At 70.2% G+C, this 21,662-nt stretch carries 18 protein-coding genes and 1 pseudogene; 14 read left to right on the top strand and 5 right to left on the bottom strand.

Annotation, left to right across the window (positions count from 1 at the left end; translation table 11 throughout):
* The first annotated feature begins 85 nt into the window (after nucleotides 1-85).
* Nucleotides 86-1,108, top strand: coding sequence for a PHP domain-containing protein (locus PKD89_RS09295; RefSeq protein WP_287379778.1), 1,023 nt, complete (start codon nucleotides 86-88; stop codon nucleotides 1,106-1,108).
* Between the two features lie 39 nt (nucleotides 1,109-1,147).
* Nucleotides 1,148-1,756 carry a lysophospholipid acyltransferase family protein gene (locus tag PKD89_RS09290; RefSeq protein ID WP_287379779.1) on the top strand — a complete coding sequence of 203 codons (609 nt, stop codon included), beginning with the start codon at nucleotides 1,148-1,150 and terminating at the stop codon, nucleotides 1,754-1,756.
* Between the two features lie 153 nt (nucleotides 1,757-1,909).
* Here PKD89_RS09290 and PKD89_RS09285 read toward each other — a convergent pair whose 3' ends face one another.
* Nucleotides 1,910-3,010: an ATP-dependent DNA ligase gene (locus tag PKD89_RS09285; RefSeq protein ID WP_287379780.1), complete on the bottom strand. Its 1,101-nt coding sequence runs from the start codon at nucleotides 3,008-3,010 to the stop codon at nucleotides 1,910-1,912.
* Nucleotides 3,011-3,231: 221 nt separating this feature from the next.
* Between PKD89_RS09285 and PKD89_RS09280 the strand changes: the two genes are divergently transcribed.
* From PKD89_RS09280 to PKD89_RS09250, 7 genes and pseudogenes are all read left to right on the top strand, one after another.
* A complete protein-coding gene (locus PKD89_RS09280; protein ID WP_287379781.1) occupies nucleotides 3,232-4,773 on the top strand; it encodes an acyl-CoA carboxylase subunit beta in 1,542 nt (513 codons plus the stop codon).
* Nucleotides 4,770-4,991: a hypothetical protein gene (locus PKD89_RS09275; RefSeq protein WP_287379782.1), complete on the top strand. Its 222-nt coding sequence runs from the start codon at nucleotides 4,770-4,772 to the stop codon at nucleotides 4,989-4,991. The genes PKD89_RS09280 and PKD89_RS09275 overlap by 4 nt, the downstream gene beginning before the upstream one ends.
* A gap of 39 nt (nucleotides 4,992-5,030) precedes the next feature.
* Nucleotides 5,031-6,026, top strand: a complete 996-nt coding sequence (locus tag PKD89_RS09270) for a metallophosphoesterase family protein (RefSeq protein ID WP_287379783.1) — start codon at nucleotides 5,031-5,033, stop codon at nucleotides 6,024-6,026.
* Entirely contained in the window at nucleotides 6,027-7,175 is a 1,149-nt protein-coding gene (locus PKD89_RS09265) for a CaiB/BaiF CoA transferase family protein (RefSeq protein WP_289012529.1), read from the top strand.
* Between the two features lie 91 nt (nucleotides 7,176-7,266).
* On the top strand, nucleotides 7,267-8,373 hold the full coding sequence (gene tal, locus PKD89_RS09260) for a transaldolase (protein WP_287379784.1): 1,107 nt from the start codon (nucleotides 7,267-7,269) through the stop codon (nucleotides 8,371-8,373).
* Nucleotides 8,374-8,474: 101 nt separating this feature from the next.
* On the top strand, nucleotides 8,475-8,951 hold the full coding sequence (locus PKD89_RS09255) for a hypothetical protein (RefSeq protein ID WP_287379785.1): 477 nt from the start codon (nucleotides 8,475-8,477) through the stop codon (nucleotides 8,949-8,951).
* Nucleotides 8,914-10,773: pseudogene (locus PKD89_RS09250) on the top strand (glycoside hydrolase family 15 protein). The gene PKD89_RS09255 and the pseudogene PKD89_RS09250 overlap by 38 nt, the downstream one beginning before the upstream one ends.
* 36 nt (nucleotides 10,774-10,809) lie before the next feature.
* On the opposite strand, the gene PKD89_RS09245 reads toward PKD89_RS09250, so the two are convergent.
* A complete protein-coding gene (locus PKD89_RS09245) occupies nucleotides 10,810-11,784 on the bottom strand; it encodes a hypothetical protein (RefSeq protein ID WP_287379787.1) in 975 nt (324 codons plus the stop codon).
* A gap of 209 nt (nucleotides 11,785-11,993) precedes the next feature.
* Nucleotides 11,994-13,973 carry a protein meaA gene (locus tag PKD89_RS09240; RefSeq protein ID WP_287393923.1) on the bottom strand — a complete coding sequence of 660 codons (1,980 nt, stop codon included), beginning with the start codon at nucleotides 13,971-13,973 and terminating at the stop codon, nucleotides 11,994-11,996.
* A gap of 113 nt (nucleotides 13,974-14,086) precedes the next feature.
* Here PKD89_RS09240 and PKD89_RS09235 point away from each other — a divergent pair, with 113 nt between their 5' ends.
* The 3 genes from PKD89_RS09235 (at nucleotide 14,087) to PKD89_RS09225 (ending at nucleotide 15,814) form a co-directional block, all read left to right on the top strand.
* A complete protein-coding gene (locus PKD89_RS09235; protein ID WP_287379790.1) occupies nucleotides 14,087-14,362 on the top strand; it encodes a hypothetical protein in 276 nt (91 codons plus the stop codon).
* A 64-nt stretch (nucleotides 14,363-14,426) separates the two neighbouring features.
* Nucleotides 14,427-15,110, top strand: a complete 684-nt coding sequence (locus PKD89_RS09230) for an ATP-binding cassette domain-containing protein (protein WP_287379791.1) — start codon at nucleotides 14,427-14,429, stop codon at nucleotides 15,108-15,110.
* Entirely contained in the window at nucleotides 15,107-15,814 is a 708-nt protein-coding gene (locus PKD89_RS09225) for an ABC transporter ATP-binding protein (protein WP_287379792.1), read from the top strand. The genes PKD89_RS09230 and PKD89_RS09225 overlap by 4 nt, the downstream gene beginning before the upstream one ends.
* Here the strand turns inward: PKD89_RS09225 and PKD89_RS09220 are convergent.
* Both PKD89_RS09220 and PKD89_RS09215 read right to left on the bottom strand, forming a co-directional pair.
* Nucleotides 15,784-16,992: an ATP-binding protein gene (locus PKD89_RS09220; protein WP_287379793.1), complete on the bottom strand. Its 1,209-nt coding sequence runs from the start codon at nucleotides 16,990-16,992 to the stop codon at nucleotides 15,784-15,786. The genes PKD89_RS09225 and PKD89_RS09220 overlap by 31 nt on opposite strands.
* Nucleotides 16,993-17,017: 25 nt before the next feature.
* On the bottom strand, nucleotides 17,018-17,941 hold the full coding sequence (locus tag PKD89_RS09215) for a pseudouridine-5'-phosphate glycosidase (RefSeq protein ID WP_287379794.1): 924 nt from the start codon (nucleotides 17,939-17,941) through the stop codon (nucleotides 17,018-17,020).
* A 230-nt stretch (nucleotides 17,942-18,171) separates the two neighbouring features.
* On the opposite strand from PKD89_RS09215, the gene PKD89_RS09210 reads away from it, so the two are divergent.
* Both PKD89_RS09210 and PKD89_RS09205 read left to right on the top strand, forming a co-directional pair.
* On the top strand, nucleotides 18,172-19,548 hold the full coding sequence (locus PKD89_RS09210; protein ID WP_287379795.1) for a hypothetical protein: 1,377 nt from the start codon (nucleotides 18,172-18,174) through the stop codon (nucleotides 19,546-19,548).
* 100 nt (nucleotides 19,549-19,648) lie between these two features.
* On the top strand, nucleotides 19,649-21,662 hold a 2,014-nt coding region (locus PKD89_RS09205), incomplete at its 3' end, for an ATP-dependent Clp protease ATP-binding subunit (RefSeq protein WP_324332401.1).

The raw sequence follows: 21,662 nt of genomic DNA, 5'->3' as shown, positions 1-21,662 counted from the left end.
TGCCCGAGACGGTGGTGCCCGAGACGGTGGTGCCCGAGACGGTGGTGCCCGAGACGGTGGTGCCCGAGACATAGCCTCGGAGGCGATGTCGACGACGACCACGGCGATTGCTGCGCTGAACCGGGCGGTGTATTACCTGGACCGCGGGTTCGAGCCGGCGGCCAAGGCCAAGGCGTTCACCCGTGCCGCCGAGGTGGCGGCCGGCATGGACGACGACGACCTGGAGCGACGGGCTGAGGCGGGCACCCTCACCGACCTGGACGGCATCGGTCCGTCGACCGCATCGGTCATCGCCGACGCTGTGCTCGACCGGCCGCCGGCCTACCTGACCAAGCTGGAGCAGCGAACCCGCCTGCGGGTGAGCGCCGGGGCCACGGTGTTCGAAGCCTGCCGCAGCGACCTGCACAGCCACTCCACCTGGTCTGACGGCGGGGCACCGATCCGGACGATGGCGATGACCGCCCGGGCGCTCGGTCGCACCCACTTGGCGCTCACCGACCATTCACCCCGCCTGACGATCGCCCACGGGCTGACGCCCGAGCGCCTCGCCGAGCAGCTGATCGAGGTGGCCGCCCTCAACGAGGAGTTGGCGCCGTTTCGGATCCTGACCGGGTGCGAGGTCGACATCCTCGCCGACGGCACCCTCGACCTGCCCGACGACGTCCTGGCCGGGCTCGACCTGGTGGTCGCCTCGGCCCACTCCAAGCTGTCGATGCCCGAGCGTCCGATGACCGAGCGCCTGGTGAGGGCCGTCGCCAACCCCCACGTCGACGTGCTGGGCCACTGCACCGGACGCAAGCTGGTCGGCCGGGGTCGGCCCCCGAGCACGTTCGACGCCGAGCTGGTGTTTGCCGCCTGCGCTCAGTTCGGGACAGCGGTCGAGGTCAACTGCCGACCCGAACGACAGGATCCACCGGACGAGTTGCTGGACCTGGCGCTCGAGTGGGGCTGTTTCGTCTCGGTTGACTCCGACGCCCACGCTCCCGGCCAGCTTGAGTGGGTGGCCCACGGCTACGAGCGGCTGGGGGAGCGCGGGGTCGATCCCGATCGCATCCTCACCACCTGGGATCTCGACACGTTGCTCGACTGGTGCGCCGCTACCGGGTGATCGATCCCGACCGTGGCCCAAAGGTGCGGATAATCTCCGATGATGATGAAGAAGGCCTTTGCGCGGCTATTTCTGTGGCTCTCCCGTTTGAACTTCGTTGGAGATGTGCCGAAGGAATCGATCGTCCTGGTGGCCGGGCCGCACACGAGCAACTGGGACTTCTTGTTCATGCTCTCCTATGCCTGGGCGAAGGACGTCCCGCTCAGCTGGCTGGGCAAGGAGGAACTGTTCAAGGGGCCGATGGGGCCGATCATGCGGTGGACTGGTGGCATCGCCGTGGACCGATCCCATCCTGGTGGGCTGGTGGAGCAGATGGCCGAGCGGTTTCGGGATGGCCCCCGCATGGGTCTGGTGATCACCCCCGAAGGCACTCGCGGCAAGCGGGAGTACTGGAAGTCGGGCTTCTATCGCATCGCTCGCGCCGCCGACGTGCCGGTGGTGCTGGGCTACATCGACTGGCCCAACCGCACCGGTGGCTTCGGACCTTCGTTCAAGCTGACCGGCGACGTGACCGCTGATATGGACCGCCTTCGCGACCTGTACGACAACGTCACCGGCATTCGGCCCGAGAATCAGACCTCGCCCCGGCTGAGCGAAGAGGACGCAAAGCTCGGCTCCGGCGAACCGGGTGAGTCCGCCGCCGGCTGAGCATCAGGTGGTGGGTGCCTCCGGAACGAGCTCGAACAGCTCGGCCGGTGCGCCTCGGTTGTTGCGCCGCAGCCGGGTTTAGGGAGTGGGCGCCTCCGGAAAGAGCTCGAACAGCTCGGCCGGTGCGCCTCGGTTGTTGCGCCGCAGCCGGGTTTAGGGAGTGGGCGCCTCCGGAAAGAGCTCGAACAGCTCGGCCGGTGCGGCGATGTCGACCTGGTCGTAGGTGCAGGAGCGGGGGGTGCGGTCGCTGCGCCAACGCTGGAAGCGGGCGGGGTGGCGAAAGCGGCCCTTGGTGAGCTGTTCGACCACCACTTCGGCCACCAGCTCGGGCCGCAGCGGCACCCAGCTGTGGTCGCGCTTGGCCGACCAACGGTTGGGGGCACCGGGCATGCGCACGCCGCCATCGGCGTGTTGCTCGGGGTCGGCCCACCCGGTCCAGGGGTGGGGCTCGCCCTCGCCCAGCCGGTAGGGCGCGAGCAGCTCGGCCAGCTCGGGACGCTGGGCCGCTTTGAACGCCGAGGCCACCCCGACATGTTGCAGCGACGCTGCTCGATCGCCCTCGGGCCGGTCGTACAACCCGAGCATCATCGAGCCGACGCCGTCGCCGGACTTGTGGGGGCGGTAGCCGGCGACGACGACGTCGATGCTGTGTCGGTGCTTCACCTTGGTGAGGCTGCGCTTGTCCTCCTCGTAGACGCCGTCCGAGCGCTTGGCCATCACCCCGTCGAACCCGGCGCCCTCGAAGCGCCGAAACCAGTCCTGGGCGACCTCCGGGTCGTCGGTGACCGGCGACAGATGAACCGGAGGGATGACATCGGCCAACAGCGACACGAGCGCACCGCGCCGTTCGATGAAGGCCATTGGGCGAAGGTCAACCTCGTCGAGCGCCAGCAGGTCGAAGACGACCAGCGAGGCGGGTGTCTCGACCGACAGCCGCTCGATCCGACTCTCCGCCGGGTGAATGCGCTGGCCGAGCAGGTCGAAGTCGAGCCCGTCGGGCGTGACGACGACCACCTCGCAGTCGACGACGCAGCGGCGTGGAAGCTGGGCGCGGATCGGGTCGATCAGCTCGGGGAAGTAACGGGTGAGCGACTTCTGGCCTCGGGAGCTGAGCTCCACCTCGTCGCCGTCGCGAAAGACCACGCAGCGGTAGCCGTCCCACTTCGGCTCGTACAGCAGCCCATCGGCCTCGGGCACCGTCGTCGTCGCCCTGGCCAACATCGGCTTGATCGGCGGCATCACCGGCAACTGCATCTGGGACTCCCCTCGGCAACTGGTTCGAGAAAATCGTACTGGGGAGCGCAGAGCGCGCTCTGACGCACGTCTGGACTCCCGGGTTCGGGTCGGCGCACGCAGCGGGAGCCCAGAGCGCGCCCTGGCGTACATCCGGACTCCCGAGTTGGCCTGCGAGGGTGGCCGCTCATTGGTGCGGCTGTCCGGCGCACCCTAACTTTGGCGCTCTTATGGAGAACAGCATGTCCGCTCGCATCGATGATCTGCACCGGCGGCGCCAGGAATCCCTCAACGCCGGTTCGGAGCGCCTCGTCGAACGCCAGCGATCCGGCGGCAAGATGCTGGCCCGCGAGCGTCTCGAGTACCTGCTCGACGAAGGCTCGTTCAACGAGCTCGATCAGCTGGCCCGAAGCCGCTCCTCCTCGCTGAAGGACGACTACCGCCCCTACGGCGACGGGGTGATCACCGGCTGGGGCACCGTCGATGGTCGCAAAGTGTTCGTGTTCAGTCAGGACTTCACCGTGTTCGGTGGCGCCCTCGGCGAGGTGTTCGCCGAGAAGATCCACAAGGTGATGGACCTGGCGCTCAAGGCCGGGGCCCCCTTGGTCGGCCTCAACGACGGCGCCGGCGCCCGCATCCAGGAGGGCGTGGTCAGCCTGGCCAGCTACGGCGGCATCTTCCACCGCAACGTCCGGGCCTCCGGCGTCACCCCGCAGATCTCGGTGATCATGGGCCCGTGCGCCGGCGGAGCGGTGTACAGCCCGGCGATGACCGACTTCATCTTCATGGTCGACGAGACCTCGCACATGTTCATCACCGGTCCCGACGTGGTGAAGACCGTGACCGGCGAGACGGTGACGCTCGAGGAGCTCGGCGGCGCGGGCGCCCACTCGTCCAAGTCGGGCGTCGCCCAGTTCGCCGGACCCGACGAGAAGTCGGTGCTCGACGACGTGAAGTTCCTGTTGAGTTTCCTCCCGGCCAACAACCTGGAGGAGCCGCCGTTCCTGCCCTCGGACGACCCGCCCGACCGGCTGGTGCCCGAGCTGCGCGACATGATCCCGCTCAACTCCAACATGCCTTATGACATGACCGAGGTCATTCGGGCGATCGCCGATGACGGCGAGTACTTCGAATATGCCCCGCGCTGGGCCGGCTCGATCACGTGTGGCTACGCCCGCATCGGTGGCCACTCGGTCGGCATCGTCGGCAACCAGCCGGCGATGTACGCCGGGGTGCTCGACATCGAGTCCTCCGAGAAGGCCGCCCGCTTCGTCCGCACCTGCGACGCGTTCAACGTGCCGCTGGTGACCTTCGTCGACGTACCCGGGTTTCTTCCCGGCGTCGACCAGGAGCACAACGGCATCATCCGCCACGGAGCCAAGCTGTTGTACGCCTACTGCGAGGCCACCGTGCCCCGCATCCAGGTGATCACCCGCAAGGCCTATGGCGGCGCCTACGTGGTGATGAACTCCAAGAGCATCGGTGCCGACCTGGCGTTTGCGTGGCCGTCGGCGGAGCTGGCGGTGATGGGCGCCCAGGGCGCGGTCGAGATCGTCAACCGTCGGGAGCTGGCGGCAGCCGAGGATCCGGTGGCCAAGCGGGCCGAGCTGGTGGCGGCCTACGAGGAGAACCACCTCAACCCGTGGGAGGCGGCCGACCGCGGCTACATCGACGACGTGATCGACCCGGCCGAGACCCGGCGCAAGCTGGTCGCCGGGCTGGAGATGCTGCGCTCCAAGCGCGAGGAGCTGCCCGCCCGCAAGCACGGTAACGTGCCGCTGTGAGACCCAGCCTTCAGCACGACGAATCCGCGGTTGGCGTGCGCACGATCACCCCGGCCCCTGCCGACGATGAGGTCGTGGCGATCGTCGCCGCCATCCAGGTGGCCTACCCCCGATCCGTCGGCGCCGACGAGCGGATCACAGCGCCCCGGTGGCGCTTCTCCGGTCGCTGGTGGACCAAGCCGGCGCCGCTGCGCCGACGTCGTCCCTGGGGTCTCTGAGCACTCAGGAGCCTTCGAGCGCGGATAGGTTGACCAGCGATGGAACTGACGACCGTCGCCCCCGACGAGGTGACCGTCCACGACGGCACCACCGTTCATCGCCATGTTGGCCTGGAGCCGGCGACCGCCTACCGATTCGACGGTCTGGACGCGACGACCCTGCCCCGACCCAAGGGCGAGCTGCTCGGTACGTTCGCCACGGTCAACGACGTGCACTTCGGCGAGACCGAGGCCGGGCTGATCGACGGGCAGGGCGAGGCGTTCTCGGTGCCGCCGGGGAGCACGCCGTACCCGACGCTGATGAACACCGATGCGGTGGCCGAGATCGCCGAGCTCGACCCGGTTGCAGTGCTGGTGAAGGGCGACCTGACCACCGACGGGTCCGCCGAGCAGCTCGCCGAGTTTGAGGCGACCTACCGGCCGACGTTCGGCGACCGGCTGCACTTCATCCGGGGCAACCACGAGAGCTACCACCACGTCGAGGTGGGGCCCAGCTACGAACGGGTTGAGCTGCCGGGCGCGCTGGCGATCATGTTGGATACCTCCCGCGATGGCCACCCCAACGGCGACCTGAGCGCCGAGCAACTCGAGCGGCTCGACGATGAGGCGGCCGACAGCGACGTGCCGGTGCTCGTGTTTGGCCATCACCAGATCTGGCTGCCCGACGAGGACCAGCGAACCGATCGATTTTTTGGCATCCTGCCCGACGCATCCGAGGCCCTGCAGGCGCTGATCGCCCGCCGCCTTAACGTGCGCGGCTATTTCGCCGGGCACACCCACCGCAACCGGCGCCGGGTTGTGGCGGCGTCGGGCGACGTGCCCTACGTCGAGGTCGCCAGCGTGAAGGATTTCCCGGGCGCCTGGGCCGAGTACCGCCTTCACGAGGGCACGCTGGTGCAGGTGCTCCGCCGGGTGTCCACCGCTCGGGCGCTCGAATGGACCGATCGCACCCGGGGCATGTTTGGCGGGGTCTATCCGATCTACTCCTTCGGAGAGCTCGGCGATCGCTGCTTCTCGATCGATCTGGGGCGCTGAATCTCCGCCGCCGAGCGCCGCCGCTGGCCCGAGCCCGACCCCGGCGACCCGCCGGCGGCCGGACCCCTGGTCGGCCTCAAGGTGCTCGAGCTGGCCACCGTGCTCGCCGGCCCGGGCGCCGGACGTTTGCTCGCCGACCTGGGTGCCGATGTTGTCAAGGTCGAGCACCCGGATCGCCCCGACCCCACCCGGGCGATGGGGTTCCCGGCACCGGACGGGGGACCGTCGCTGTTGTGGCGGATTACCGCCCGCAACAAGGTGCTGCGAACCGCCGACCTCAAGACCGACGGCGGCCTTGAGGCGGTGCTGGCGCTGGCCGCTGAGGCCGACGTGCTGATCGAGAATTTCCGCCCGGGCACACTCGAACGCCTGGGGTTGGCGCCGGACGTGCTGTGGGAGGCCAACCCCACGCTGGTGATCACCCGGGTGACCGGCTTCGGTCAGGACGGCCCCCATGCCGGACGACCCGGCTTCGCCACGATCGCCGAGGCGATGTCGGGCTTCGCCGACATCAACGGCAGCCCGGATGGCCCTCCGGTGTTGCCGCCGATCGCGCTGACCGACGAACTGACAGCGGTGGTGGCCGCCTACGCCACGATGGCCGCCGTGCACGCCGGGGTGGGCCAGGTGGTCGACGTCAGCCTGCTCGACAGCCTGTTCTCGTTCATGGGGCATAACTGGGCGGCCTATGCAGCCGACGGCACCCTGCAGCCCCGCATGGGCTCGGAGCTGCCCTACTCGGTGCCCCGCAACGCCTATGAGACTGCCGACGGGCGCTGGGTGGCGCTGTCCGCTTCCGCCGACACGGTGGCCGCACGCGTCGCCACCATGGTGGGGCTGGGCGACGACGAACGGCTGAGGTCCTTCGCCGGGCGGGTGGCGCACCGCGCCGAGCTGGACGCTGCCGTGGCGGCCTTCATCGCCGAGCGCACGCTCGACGAGGTGCTGACAGCGTTCGATGCGGCCGACGCTGCGGTGGCGCCGATCTACTCGATGGCCGACGTGGCCGAGGACCCCCACTTCGTCGAGCGGGACGCGACCGTCACCGTCGACGGCATCGCTATGCCGGGGCTACTCGCCCGGTTCTCGGAGACCCCGGGCAGGATCCGCTGGGCGGGCCGGGACGAGCGGGGTCGACCGGCCGGGTAGGGGATCGGCCGGTCTCGAGCCAGGCCCTTGACGCAACCCCTCATGCGTTCTATAACTAACGCGACCCTCTTTAAGAAGTAGGGAGCCAAACATGACTCGACTTCAGCAGCTCCACGACGGGTACGGGCAGAGCCCATGGCTGGACAACCTCACGCGGGATTACCTGCGCGATGGCACCCTCGCTCGCATGGTGAGCGAGGGGATTCGCGGTGTGACCGCCAACCCGACCATCTTCGCCAAGGCGATCGAGGGCTCGAATGCCTACGACGCTCAGTTCGCCGATCTGCTCCGTGCCGGCCGTGAGCTGATCGACGCCTATTGGGATGTCGTCGTCGACGATGTCGTCGACGCGCTCGGCGTGTTGCGACCGGTCTACGACGCCAGCGGGGGTGGCGACGGGTTCGTCTCGATCGAGGTCGCCCCCGAGTTGGCCCACGACGTCGACGGGACGATCCGGGCGGCACAGGATCTGCATGAGCGGATCGACCGACCGAACCTGCTCGTCAAGATCCCTGCGACGGTCGAGGGCGTCGATGCCATCGCGGCGATGATCGCCGGGGCTCGCAGCATCAACGTCACCCTCATCTTCTCGATCGACCGTTACGCGGAGGTGATCGAGGCGTACCTCTCGGGTCTGGAGGCGGCCGCCGGACGAGGTGGCGACCTCTCGTCGGTTCACTCGGTTGCCTCGTTCTTCGTCAGCAGGGTCGATGTCGAGGTTGATCGACGCTTGGAGGCGATCGGGGGCGACGAGGCGTTGGCGCTGCGTGGCCGGGCGGCGGTGGCCCAGGCGCAGGTCGCCTACCGGCTCTTTCGGGATCGGTTCGCAGGCGATCGCTGGGAGGCTTTGGCGGCACGAGGTGCGCGCCCCCAACGACCGTTGTGGGCATCGACCTCCACCAAGAATCCCGCGTATCCCGACACGCTCTACGTCGACAACCTCATCGGCGACGACACGGTCAACACGCTGCCCGAGGACACGATCGCGGCATTCGAGGACCACGGAACCCTCGCTCGTACCGTCGACATCGATGCCGACGCGGCACAGCAGGTCATCGACGACCTCGAGGCGGTGGGAATCGACCTCGAGGACGTCGGCCGGACACTCGAGACCGAGGGCGTGGACAAGTTCAACGCCTCCTTCGAGCACCTGATCGGGTCGCTCGACACCAAAGCACAAGCGCTCGCCGCTTCGTGACATGAGTTCGATCGGCGGGCCCGCAGCCAGCAGGGGTGCACAGCCGGTTTGGAAGGGTTGCGCGCCCGCACCTTGCACGGCCGTTGGGCCGGGGGCCTGAGATGGACTGGGCGGGCTGGGCCGTCTTCGGGTTTGTCGCCACCGCTGCGCTCACCGGCGTGATGGTCGGCGCGCAGATGCTCGGGCTCACCCGACTCGACCTGCCGCTCATGCTCGGCACGATCGTCACCGAGGACCCGGACAAGGCCCGCGCTGCAGGGTTCTTTATCCACCTCGGCATCGGGCAGGGCTTCGCGCTCGGCTACGCCGCCGTCTTCGCCCTGCTCGGCCGGGCGACGTGGTGGCTCGGCGGCCTGCTCGGCATCGTTCACGTCGCCATCGTGCTCACCGTGCTCGTGCCCTGGTTCGCAGTCGTCAACCCGAACATGGCGTCGTCGCGGGCGGGGCGATCGTCAACCGCCTCCCTCGAACCGCCGGGACCGTTTGGCCTCAACTACGGGGCCCGGACCCCGGCGGTGGCGATCGTCGCCCACATCCTCTATGGCATCGCGCTCGGCGTCCTGTTGCGCGCCACCTGACGTGGACGCCGTCGACGAGGCCGTGCGCGGGGCGAGCCGGCCGATCGAGGACCTGGGGATGATCGGTGACACCCGAACGGCGGCGCTGGTCGGCTCGGACGGCTCGATCGACTGGATGTGCATCCCGAGTTTCGACGGTTCGCCCGTGTTCGGTCGGCTCGTCGGCGGCGTCGCCGCCGGTCGGTTTCGCATGGGTCCGAACGCCCCCGCCACCGTGATTGACCGCGAGTACCGGCACGAGACCGCGACGCTCCGCACCACGTGGGTAACCGACGCCGGCCGGTTGACGCTTACCGAAGCCATGGTGAGCGAGGTCGCCGGACGGTTCCTGCCGACCACGCTGCTCGTACGGCGCCTCAGCGCTGTCGAGGGCCCGGTCGAGGTCGGCATCGAGTTCGATCCCCGCCTCGGCGAACGCCATGTCGCACCACGTGTCGAGCGGCGCGGCGACGTCACCGTGTGCTCGTGGGGTGCCGAAGCTATGGCGCTGACCTGCTCGGCGAACCTCGACCTCGAACCGGGTGGGACCCACACGGTGACCATCGAGGCCGGCGAGGACCTGACCATCGTCGTCGGTGTCGCCGATCACGAGCCGCTGATCTATGTCGACCCTGCGAGAGCGTGGGCCGCCGTGTGCGACGACGAGCGGGGCTGGCGCAGCTGGTGCGCCGACATCCCCGACGACATTCCCCACCGCGACACCGTGGTGCGCAGCCTGCTCACCCTTCGGCTGCTCACCTACTCCCCGTCGGGTGCGCCGGTGGCGGCGCCCACCACCTCGCTTCCCGAAGACCCGGGCGGCATCCGCAACTGGGACTACCGCTTTGCCTGGCCCCGGGACGCAAGCATCGGTATCGGCGCGTTCCTCGGCGTGGGCAAGGATGACGAGGCCCGTCACTTCCTGGCGTGGCTGCTCCATGCCAGCCGCCGCGACCGGCCCCGCCTGCCGGTGCTGCTCACCCTCCATGGGCGGCATCCCAGGGGTGAAGGGGAGATGACGGGGTGGCCCGGGTACGCCAACAGCCGGCCGGTTCGGGTGGGCAACGGGGCCGCCGACCAGCATCAGCTCGATGGGTACGGGTGGGTGATCGACGCCGCCTGGTTGCTCACCGCCGCCGGCCACGGCCTGTACACCGAGACGTGGCGGGCGCTGCGAGGCTTTGTCGACGAGGTGGTCGCCCGCTGGCGCGATCCCGACGCCGGTATCTGGGAGGTCCGAGGCGACGAGGCCCATCACGTCCACTCCAAGCTGATGGCCTGGCTGGCCCTCGACCGGGCCCTCGCCATCTCCGCAACCCAGCGAACCCCGAAGTGACAGCAGGACGCGTGGCGTCGGGAGCGCGCGGCGCTGGCCGCCGACATCGCCGCCCACGGCTACAACGACGTCGTGGGCGCCTACACCCGGACCTACGGGTCGGACGACCTCGACGCAGCGGTGCTCGTGCTGCCGCTGCTCGGTGTGGAACCCGCCGCTTCGGAACGGATCCGGTCGACGGTCGCCGCCATCCGCCGGGAGCTGGGCGCCGGTGGGCCGTTGGTCTACCGATATCCCCCGGGTGAGGACGGCCTGCCCGGTGGCGAGGGTGCCTTCCTGCCGTGCTCGTTCTGGCTGGTTCAGGCGCTGGCCTTGACCGGCGACGTGTCCGAGGCCCGGAGCGTCTTCGACGAGCTGGTCGCCATGGCCGGCCCCCTCGGCCTCTTCGCCGAAGAGGTCGACCCCGAAACCGGTGCGTTCATCGGGAACTTCCCCCAGGCGCTGAGCCACGCCTCCCTCGTCCAGGCCGCCCTTGCGCTGCGGGGTGCGGGCAGCTCAGCGTCATGAACCACAGGTGACATCGCAGGCTTCCGGCGCGTGCGGTTAGTAGCGGGTCTCGCAGGGGATGCCGTTGCCGTCGGCATCCATGTGGGCGGGTCGGCCGAGCTGGTTCCAGATCACCACCATTTCGTCGAACGGCACGGCGCGCATCGCCAGGTAGCCGCACCAACTGCCCGGTGGAGCCGGCGGGGGCAACTCGACGGAGGCCCGCTTGTCCGGGTCGGCTGGGGGATCGGTGACGCCGGGGGGGCGCGGGGTCGCCGGCAGCTTCACCGTCATGTCGGGGATCGCCACCTTGCCGATCGGCTTGGCGGTCGCCGCCGGGGGCACGTACGCGTCGCGCTTGGCGACTTTGGCGAACGGGTCGACGCCGGTCACGGCAACGACGTGCAGCGACTTCGGGCCCTGGGCCGAGGCGGTGACCTCGACCGAGAAGGCATCCCGCTCCCGGACGAGGGCGAAGCCGCAGCAGTCGGCCGATCCGGCGACCACCAGGCGGACCGGCCCGGTCTCGCCGATGAGCATCGAGCCGGCTCGAGCGGACGCCGCCGGCTTGTCCACCGTGCCGTTCGAGCCCGGTGCCGTGGACGAGCTGGGTCCGCCCTTGGCCCCGTTTGGTTTGGTCGCCTCTGGCTTGGTCCCGGCCTCGTCCTCGAGCACGTCGACGAACGCGACGTCGGCGGTGATCGCATCGCTCAGCCGGCCGTCATCGACCAGCCCGTCGATCACCGGCTGCGGTGCGACGATGACGCGGCCGGTCAGGTCGTAGCGCCCATCGGCTGCGGGCAGGTCGGCGGCGGTCTGCTTGGAGACGAGCTGGGCCTGGAGCTGCTTCACCGTCGTCACGTCGACGGTCGCTCCAGGTTTGGGTTGAGCGCCATCGGCCAGCGCCACGAGGGGCTTGGCGCCGCTCGGTACTCCGCTGGTCGTCGTCGCCGAACTCGCCGTCGTCGCAACGCTATCGTCGGGGCGGGCGATCTCTTCGCTCTCGGTGAAGTTGCAGCCCGTGGCAGCCACCACCATGACGGCCGCGGCCAAACATCGCACACCTCGCCTCATGTGGTGGTTCCTCGCTGCCGTCCGGATCGGTGACCATACCCACCGGGCCTCCGCGTTCGGGAGTCGGCGGGCGACCGTTCCCTGATGAGGTGCCGACCTGGAGCCCTGCCGCAACCGTCGGTGAGCCCCGAGCCGGGTCGATTGCGCAGGGGCCGAACGCAGTCGGGCTAGCGCCGAGCGATCGCCAGGTTGGCGATGTCGCCCATGATGGTCGCCAGCTCGAAGTTCTTGGGCGTATACACAGCGGTGATCCCCTGGCTGAGGAGACGTGCCTCGTCGTCGGGGGGGATGATGCCGCCAACGATCACCGGCACGTCAACGCCATCCTCCGCGAGCAGCCGGACGACCTCCGGCACCAGCTCCAGGTGCGACCCGGACAGGATCGACAGGCCGACGACCTCAACGTCCTCGTCGCGGGCGGCCGCTGCGATCTGAGCCGGGGTCAGGCGAATGCCGGCATAGATCACCTCCATGCCGGCGTCGCGGGCGGCGACGGCGATCTGCTCGGCCCCGTTGGAGTGGCCGTCGAGGCCGGGCTTGCCGACGAGCAGCCGCACCGGCCCACCGGGCAGCGCCTGCACCCGTCGTGCGACAGCTGCCAGGCCATCGTTGCCGGGGCCGGCTCCGGCGGCGGTGCCGACGCCGGTCGGTGCCCGGTACTCGCCAAACGTCTCGCGCAGCACCCCGGCCCACTCGCCGGTCGTGCCGCCCACCTCGGCCAGGGCGATCGTCGAGGCCATGATGTTCTCGTCGCTGCGGGCCACCCGCTCCAGCTCGGCGAGTGCGGCGTCGACCTCGGAGGCGTTGCGGGCCTCGCGCCAGGCCTGGACGTCGGCGATCGTCTCGGCGGCCACCTCGGGGTCGACCTTCATGATCGACTCGTTGCCGCCGAGCGGCGACTCGGCGGTCGAGGTGTTGCAGTTGACGCCGATGACCGGCAGGTCGCCGCCCTCGATGCGGCGCATGCGCTCGGTGTGGCTGCGCACCAGGCGGCCCTTCAGCTCGTCGATCGCCTCGAACGCCCCGCCCAGCGACAGCACGTCGTCGAGCTCGGCCTGGGCCTCGTCGACCAGGTTCCGGGTGAGGGCCTCCATCACGTGGCTGCCCTCGAACAGGTCGTCGTACTCCAACAGGTCGGTCTCCTGGGCCAGCACCTGCTGGATGCGCAAGGACCACTGCTGGTCCCACGGGCGGGGCAGCCCCAGCGCCTCGTTCCAGGCGGGCAGCTGCAGCGACCGGGTGCGGGCGTTGCGCGACAGGGTGACGCCGAGCGCCTCCAACACGATGCGCTGCACGTTGTTCTCCGGCTGCGCCTCGGTCAGCCCCAGGCTGTTGACCTGCACGCCGTAGCGGAACCGGCGGGCCTTGGGGTCGCTCACCCCGTAGCGCTCCTCGGTGATGCGGTCCCACATCCGGGTGAACGCCCGCATCTTGGCGGTCTCCTCGACGAAGCGGATGCCGGCGTTGACGAAGAACGAGATCGAAGCGACGATCTCGGGCATCTTGTCGAGCGGCACCTGGCCCGAGTCCCGCACCGCGTCGAGCACCCCGATGGCGGTCGCCAGCGCATAGGCGATCTCCTGGGTGGGCGTCGCGCCCGCCTCCTGGAGGTGGTAGCTGCACACGTTCATCGGGTTCCACAGCGGAACGTTGGTGTTGCAATAGGCGAACATGTCGACGATCAGCCGTCGGGAGTGCTCGGGGCCGAAGATGAATGTCCCCCGCGACAGGTACTCCTTGACGATGTCGTTCTGGGTGGTGCCGCGCAGCGCGTGTGAGTCGACGCCGTTGGCCCTGGCGTTGGCCACGTAGAGGCCCAGCATCCAGGCGGCGGGTGCGTTGATCGTCATCGACGTGTTCATCTCGCCCTGCGGGATGCCGTCGAGCAGGGTGGCCATGTGCCCCAGGTGGGCCACCGGCACCCCGACCTTGCCGACCTCGCCCCGGCTGCGGGGGTCGTCGGGGTCGTAGCCGGTCTGGGTGGGCAGGTCGAAGGCGATCGACAGGCCGGTCTGACCCTTGGCCAGGTTGGTGCGGTACAAGGCGTTGGACGCACGGGCGGTCGAGTGGCCCGAGTAGGTCCGCATCATCCACGGGCGGTCGGGCTTCCGACGTGGGGACGCAGAGTGGGACGAAGGGGTGGCCATCACCTCATTCTTTCGGGAACGGCGGCGGGTGTCACGCCCGGGAGCCGCTGCGGGAGGTGTTGCAAGGAGGTGGTGCGGGTGCGGGCGGGGGCTTCGGCGGCCAGAATGGGGGTGTGCTGGCCCAGAACCCTGAACTGTTCCTCGGAGAAGACCTGCTTGCCTGGCTGGTGCTCGCCTTCGGGGGTGCGCTGGTGGTCGGCAACGTGGCGGCGCTGCTTCGGCCGCCGACGCACCTGCGCGATGGGTCCGAGCCGGGCGGACGGCCCGGCAAGGCCAAGACGGCGGGCTCGACCGGCGCCGCCCATCCGCCGGTGGGGCGAGCGGTCGCCATGATCATCGTCGGATTGGTGGCCGCGATCTGGGGCCTGGCCTCGCTCGTGGGCGGCTGAGATCAACTTCGCGCCGTCGCCCCTGGTCGCATCGGCCGAGCCGGTCGACCAACCACCTGCGCTGATGACCGCACACGTCGGGGTGAGCTACGGAGGCGTGCGGGCCACCGACGACGTGTCCCTCAGCGTTCAGCGCGGCGAGATCGTCGGGCTGATCGGGCCTAACGGGGCGGGCAAGACCTCGCTGGTCGACGCCTGGTGCGGCTTCGTCGCCCACGACGGAACCGTCGAAGTGAACGGGCACGACGTCACCGGGCGACCGCCCCACCGGCGGGCCCGGGCGGGCCTGGCCCGCACCTGGCAGACCGTCGAGCTGATCGACGACCTCACCCTGGCGCAGAATTGCGCGGTGGCCGCGCCGCACGCCGACGCCGCCCACCTCGCGGCCACCTTGGAGCGGGTCGGGCTGGGCGGACGGGGCGGCCGGCGGCCCGGCGAGCTGTCGCTCGGGCAACGCAAGCTGGGCGGGGTCGCCCGCGCTGTCGTCGCCGGGGCGGCGGTCGTGGTGCTCGACGAGCCCGCCGCAGGACTGGATCCGACCGAAATCGAGGCGCTGGCCTCCGTTGTCGAATCCCTGGCCGCCGAGGGCCTGGGGATCGTGCTGATCGAGCACGACACAGCGCTGGTCTTCCGGCTGTGCTCCCGGGTGGTGGTCCTCGTCGGCGGCCGGGTGCTCACCGACGGAACGCCCGAGGAGGTCCGCGCCGACGGCGAGGTCATCGCCGCCTACCTGGGGACCGCCCGGTGACCGAGGAGGGCCTGGTGGTCGAGGGGCTCACCGCCGCCTACGGCGACAGCACGGTGCTGTCCGGCGTGTCGCTACGGGTGCGACCCGGCGAAGTCGTTGCAGTGCTCGGGCCTAACGGCGCCGGCAAGACGACGGTGTTGTCGGCGATCGCCGGGCTGGTTCCGGGCGCCGACGGGTCGGTGCGAGTCGACGGGGTGGAGCTGGGCTCGGCCGCGGCTGGAGCCCGGGTGGCCGCCGGAATGGTGTCGGTTCCCGATGACCGTGGCCTGTTCCCCAGCCTCACCGTCGCCGAACACCTCCGCCTGGTCGGGTCCTCGGTCGACGAGGCGGCCGGGGTGTTCCCCGCACTCGCGGGGCTGGCCGCCCGGCGCGCCGGGGCATGCTCGGGCGGCGAACAACAGCAGCTGGCGGTGGCCCTGGGGATCGTGCGTCGCCCGAAGGTGCTCTGCATCGACGAGCTGTCGATGGGGCTGGCTGCCCGGGTCGTCGTCGAACTGCTGTCCGGCCTGCGGGCCCTGGCCGACGAGGGCGACACAGCGGTGCTCGTCGTCGAACAGTTTGTCGATGCGGTGTTGGCGGTGGCCGACCGCGGCGTGGTGCTCGGCGGCGGGCGGGTGATCCGGGACGAACCGTCCGAACAGCTGCTCGCCGACCGGGCGGCGCTCGAAGCGGCCTACCTGGGCTCGGCCCCCCGCCGGCGCTGATTCCGGCCGTCGGTGAGGGGCACGGTCAGGCTCACCTCGGCGCCGTGTGGCGCTGTGCTGCGCCACCCGACCCGCCCGCCCACCGCCTCGATGCGGCCGGTGATCGACTGCGACATGCCGATGCCGGCCTCGGCGCCCTCAACGTCGAAGCCCGCCCCGTCGTCCTTCACGGAGACGAACACCGCGTCGTCGTCGAGTTCGACGTACAGCGTCACCGCCCCGGCGTTGCCGTGTTTGGCGGCGTTGGTCATCGCTTCCCCAGCGGCGCCGGCGAGTGCGGCGATGATCGACGGGTCGACCGCGGCCTCAGTGCCGCCGCCCGCGTCCTCGTCGAGACCGACCCCCACCACCTGCACCCGCAGCCGGTGGGTGCGCTCGGCGCGCCGGGCGACGTCCCGCAACGCCGGGCCGAGGGCGAGTTCGGGGCCGGCGAGGTCGTCGTCGCCGAAGAGCCATGAGCGCAGGTCGAGTTCCTGGTCCCGGGCCAGGCGCGACAGTTCGCTGTCGGTGCTGCGGCGCTGGACCACCGCCAGGGTTTGCAGCACCCCGTCGTGCAGTTCGCGCGCCATCTCCTCGCGAACCTCGGCCTGGGCCACCCGCCGTTCGGCCCGGCCGAGCCGCTCGACGACGGCGCCGGCGGCGAGGCCGGCCACCAGCCAGAGGGCCACGGTCGACGCGATCGACAGCGACTGGCCCCCGGCGTCGGCCAGCCTGGCCAGCTCGCCGACGAACGCCAGGCCGGCCAGGGCGACCGCGTTGACCGCCCCCAGCGTCAGGGCGGCGACCAGCCCGCCCCGGCGTTCCCAGATGATCGCCGCAGCCAGCACCGGCATCAGCGGCCACGCGGAGGCGTAGCGCTGCCCGACCGTCGAAGTCCACACCCACGGATCGGCGATCAACAGCGCGGCGGCCAGCCCGGTTTCGATCACGGTGACGATGCCGGCGAAGCGTTGGGTCATCGGAGCGCGGACCCGGGCGAACTCCCACAGCGACCACACCCCGATGACCCCCAACCCACCCCATGCCACCCAGGGGTTGGCCACGTCGTTGCGGGCGACGATGACGACCACCACCATCCAGGCGAACACCGCCAAGCGGGCCAAGGACAGCCCGCGCAGCAGGGACGCCTCGAGTTCGGGGAGCTGGGCAGACCCCAGCGGGGTGGCCGGGGCGGTCACCCCAGCCATGGTACCGGCGGCGGGGTCAGCGGGACTCGGCGAGGACGGTGGCCAGCCGGGCAGCCAACGCAGCGTTGTCGGCGGCCAGCGCCAGGTTGGCGGGCACCGAGCGGCCGAAGGTGGCCTCTCGGATCGCTTCGAGCACCCACGGGGTCACCCCCGGGCCGGTCACGCCCAGCCGGCGGGCCGAGCCGAGCGCCTCGTCGATATGGGGCCGAATCTCACCGAAGGGAATCTCGGCCTCGGCGGGGATCGGGTTGGCGACCAGCAGGCCGCCGGGGTGGCCCAGCGACCATGTGGCCCCCACGATGGCGGCCAGTTCGTCGAGGTCGTCCACCCGGTGGGGCACCGGATGGCCCGAGTCGCGGGAGTAGAAGGCTGGAAAAGCGTCGGTGCGCCAACCGAGGACCGGCACGCCCAACGTGTCGAGACGCTCCAAGGTGGCGCCGAGGTCGAGGAAGGCCTTGGCGCCCGCTGACACGCACACGACCGGCTCGCTGGCCAGGGCGCCCAGGTCGGCCGACACGTCGCCCGTCTCGGCCCAGCCCCGGTGGGCACCACCGATCCCGCCGGTGGCGAACACCGAGATTCCCGCCAGGGCGGCCAGCCGCAGCGAGGCAGCCACGGTGGTGGCTCCAACCGGCCAGCGGGCGCCGATCGCCACCCCCAGGTCCCGGCGCGAGGTCTTCGTGTCCGCCTCGAGGATGCGCCCGTGCTCGTCGGGGTCAAGCCCCACCCGGGCCTCGCCGTCGACCACGGCGGTGATCGCCGGAACGGCACCGCCGGACCGTACCGAGTCGAGGCAGGCGGCGAGCGCGGATTGGTTGTGGGGGGCGGGCAGGCCCATCCGGGAGAAGATCGTCGATTCGAGGGCGACGACCGGGTGGCCCTCGGCCAGGGCGGAGCTGACCTCGTCGCTGAGGCGGACAGACGTTTCGGGTCGTGGCATCTGTGCAGTGTCGCATCTGGTGGGCATTCGACGCAGCGGGTGGGATCCGCGAATCGGGCGCGACCGGGCGGTACGGTGGATGGGCGCGGGCGGCGGATCTCCTGGGAGGGATTCCCATGCGCGAGCGCGGCGATCGGCCATCACAACAACGGCTCTGGCCCCGATCACGATCGACAAAGTCGCGCGGACACGGTTCGGGCAGCGGAGCGCCGACCGGCGCGACCACCGGGGTGTTCTCCACCGTCGGAGCGGAACCGCGCTCGAGCTGGACCGAGCCCGGCGACGTGGTGATTCCCAACCCGTCGGTCGACCCGTCGACCCGGTCCTGGGTCGACCCCGATGCGGTCCCCGGGGTGCTCGGCCCGCCCCAGGCCAACCCGACCAGCCACGACGAGCCACCCGTCGCGGCACCCTCGAACTTCGCCGAGGCCCTTCGAGCGCCCCAGCCCGACCACCGGCTTGTGGTCGGCGCATCGAGTACCGGGCTGCTCCACCGGCTGGGCATCGACGGTCAGACCGGGCCGATCGACCTGGTCCGCGACCCGCGCACCCGGCTGGTCGGGGCCCTGGTCGCCGTCGTTGTCGCTGTGCTGCTGCTCGGTCGCCTTGGCGATCTGGTATCGCCTGCTGGCCCGGCCGGACCCCGGATGGGTGTGGGGTCGGCGGCGGCGGAGCCTCCATCGGGCGCGGCGGCATCCACGACGCCCCCCGACCAGCAGACCCCAGCGTCCGCCGATGTCGACCCGCAACTGGTCGTCATCGGCGTCGGGGGCGGGTTGAGCGCCGAGCGGGTGCGCCGCTGGGAGGACGTGGCGGCAGCGACCGACGCCCGGTTCACCTTCTTCACCTCGATCACCGACCTGCTCGGACCGGTCGGCATCGACCGCTATCTGCCGTCCGGCCCGGGGCAGAAGGCCCCGGCACCGGTCGCTGCAGGCGATGATGAGGCCCGGCGCCAGGTCGGAGCGCTGGTCGACGCACTGGCCGACCGTGCCACAGCCGGACACGAGGTGGCCGCCGGGCTGGGGCCCGACGACTGTCCCAAGGACGGCGCCGACGGGTGGAGCGCCGGGGATTGGTCCTCCGAGCTGGGCCAGTTGCGCTCGGTGGGGGCTCACCCCAACCAGTACAACGCCTGGGGCGATGAGCTGCCCGACCTGTTCGCCGGCGGGCTGAACGGCGCCGCCGCCCGCTGCGCCGACGTCGCCGACGGGACCGCCGCAAGCGCTGCCGGACCGACCGCTCTGGCCAGCGCCCTCGCCGAGGCCGACCTCCACTGGATGGTCGCCCGGCCGGCGGCGACGGCGCAGGGCGCCCCACCCCGGCAAAGCCTTGGGCTCTGGCACTTCTCGCCGGCGGTCGACACGTCGACGGCCAACGCCGGCGCGCTCGAGGCCGAACTGGCCGACGGCCTGGCGGCGGCGATGACCGGCGATCGGGCTCCCTTCGTCGTCACCGTCGCCGGTGAGAGGGCGCAGAGCGCGTCGAGCGACGCGGCGGTACTCTCATTCGTCCAGGACGCATGCGGACGCAGCGACGTTCGGTGCGTGACCTTCTCCGAGGCGGCCCGGCAACTCGAAGCCCAGGGGCCCAAAGTACCTGGCTGAGAATTCACTACAGCCCGCGGGAACGAAACGAAGCCGCCTCCGGTTACACTCTGCATCACTCGTCTCGGGGCTATGTGGCCCTGTATGGAGGCAATCTCTCGTGTTCGAACGCTTTACTGATCGGGCTCGCCGGGTCGTCGTTTTGGCCCAGGAAGAAGCTCGACTTCTCAACCACAACTACATCGGTACCGAGCACATCCTGCTCGGGCTGATCCACGAGGGCGAAGGCGTCGCCGCCAAGGCCCTGGAATCCCTCGGGATCTCCCTCGAAGCGGTGCGCAGTCAGGTCGAGGAGATCATCGGCCAGGGCGGCTCATCGCCGTCGGGGCACATCCCCTTCACCCCCCGTGCCAAGAAGGTGCTCGAGCTGTCGCTGCGCGAAGCACTGCAGCTCGGCCACAACTACATCGGCACCGAGCACATCCTGCTCGGCCTCATCCGCGAGGGTGAGGGCGTGGCCGCCCAGGTGCTCGTCAAGTTGGGCGCCGACCTGTCGCGTGTTCGCCAGCAGGTCATCCAGCTGCTGTCGGGCTACTCCGGCCCGCAGGGCGCCAGCGGCAGCGGCGAGAAGGCCGCCGCCGGCACCGGCGGATCCAGCGGAGAAGGCGGCCAGTCCGGCTCGCCCGTGCTCGACCAGTTCGGGCGCAACTTCACCCAGTTGGCCAAGGAACACAAGCTCGACCCGGTCATCGGTCGCTCGAAGGAGACCGAGCGGATGATGCAGGTGCTCAGCCGCCGCACCAAGAACAACCCGGTGCTCGTCGGCGAGCCCGGCGTGGGCAAGACAGCGATCGTCGAGGGCCTGGCCCAGGCGATCGCCGATGGCGACGTGCCCGACACGCTGACCGGCAAGCAGCTGTACACGCTCGACCTCGGCGCCCTGGTCGCCGGGTCCCGCTACCGCGGCGACTTCGAGGAGCGCCTCAAGAAGGTGCTGAAGGAGATCAAAACCCGCGGCGACATCATCTTGTTCATCGACGAGATCCACACCCTGGTCGGCGCGGGTGCGGCCGAGGGCGCCATCGACGCAGCCTCGATCCTCAAGCCGATGCTGGCCCGAGGCGAGCTGCAGACGATCGGTGCCACCACGTTGGACGAGTACCGCAAGCACCTCGAGAAGGACGCCGCCCTCGAGCGGCGCTTCCAGAAGATCGTCGTCGACGAACCGTCGGTCGCCCACACGATCGAAATCCTCAAGGGGCTGCGCGAGCGCTACGAGGAGCACCACCGGGTGACGATCACCGACCAGGCGCTCGTCGCCGCCGGCAACCTGGCCGACCGCTACATCTCCGATCGGTTCCTCCCCGACAAGGCGATCGACCTGATCGACGAGGCCGGCAGCCGGCTGCGCATCCGCCGCATGGCCGCCCCCGAGGAGTTCCGTGAGCTCGAGGCCGAACTGGCCGACGTCAGCCGCCAGAAGAAGGAAGCGGTCGAAAGCCAGGACTTCGAGCAGGCCGGCCGCATGCGCGACCGCGAGAAAGAGTTGCTCGAGGCCAAGGAGAACACCGAGGCCGAGCTGAGGGCCTCGGGCGAGGATCTTTTTGACGAGGTCGACGAGGAGTCGATCGCCGAGGTGCTGGCGATGTGGACGGGTATTCCCGTCTACAAGCTCACCGAGGAGGAGACCACCAAGCTGCTTCGCATGGAGGACGAACTCCACGAGCGGGTCATCGGTCAGGACCAGGCGATCAAGTCGGTGTCCCAAGCGATCCGCCGCACCCGCGCCGGGCTGAAGGACCCGAAGCGTCCGTCCGGTTCGTTCATCTTCCTGGGCCCCTCAGGCGTGGGCAAGACCGAGTTGGCCAAGACGCTGGCCGAGTTCCTCTTCGGTGACGAGACCGCCATGATCAGCCTCGACATGTCCGAGTACATGGAGAAGCACACGGTGAGCCGCCTGGTCGGTTCGCCCCCCGGGTACGTCGGGTACGAAGAGGGTGGTCAGCTGACCGAGGCCGTGCGGCGCAAGCCGTTCTCGGTCGTCCTCTTCGACGAGATCGAAAAGGCCCACCCCGACGTGTTCAACACGCTGCTGCAGATCCTCGAGGAAGGCCGGTTGACCGACAGCCAGGGCCGCTCGGTCGACTTCCGCAACACCGTGCTGATCATGACCT

The sequence above is a fragment of the Candidatus Neomicrothrix sp. genome, from assembly GCF_035329545.1.
Lineage (GTDB): Bacteria > Actinomycetota > Acidimicrobiia > Acidimicrobiales > Microtrichaceae > Microthrix > Microthrix subdominans.
This window is presented reverse-complemented; position numbering and strand designations above follow the sequence as displayed.

Bases quoted from the DNA above. Each gene is read 5' to 3' on its own strand.
- PKD89_RS09285 (WP_287379780.1), bottom strand. From the start codon at position 3,010: ATGCAGTTGCCGGTGATGCCGCCGATCAAGCCGATGTTGGCCAGGGCG.
- tal (WP_287379784.1), top strand. From the start codon at position 7,267: ATGACTCGACTTCAGCAGCTCCACGACGGGTACGGGCAGAGCCCATGG.
- PKD89_RS09270 (WP_287379783.1), top strand. From the start codon at position 5,031: ATGGAACTGACGACCGTCGCCCCCGACGAGGTGACCGTCCACGACGGC.
- PKD89_RS09255 (WP_287379785.1), top strand. From the start codon at position 8,475: ATGGACTGGGCGGGCTGGGCCGTCTTCGGGTTTGTCGCCACCGCTGCG.
- PKD89_RS09295 (WP_287379778.1), top strand. From the start codon at position 86: ATGTCGACGACGACCACGGCGATTGCTGCGCTGAACCGGGCGGTGTAT.
- PKD89_RS09230 (WP_287379791.1), top strand. From the start codon at position 14,427: ATGACCGCACACGTCGGGGTGAGCTACGGAGGCGTGCGGGCCACCGAC.
- PKD89_RS09280 (WP_287379781.1), top strand. From the start codon at position 3,232: ATGTCCGCTCGCATCGATGATCTGCACCGGCGGCGCCAGGAATCCCTC.
- PKD89_RS09215 (WP_287379794.1), bottom strand. From the start codon at position 17,941: ATGCCACGACCCGAAACGTCTGTCCGCCTCAGCGACGAGGTCAGCTCC.
- PKD89_RS09240 (WP_287393923.1), bottom strand. From the start codon at position 13,973: ATGGCCACCCCTTCGTCCCACTCTGCGTCCCCACGTCGGAAGCCCGAC.
- PKD89_RS09290 (WP_287379779.1), top strand. From the start codon at position 1,148: ATGATGATGAAGAAGGCCTTTGCGCGGCTATTTCTGTGGCTCTCCCGT.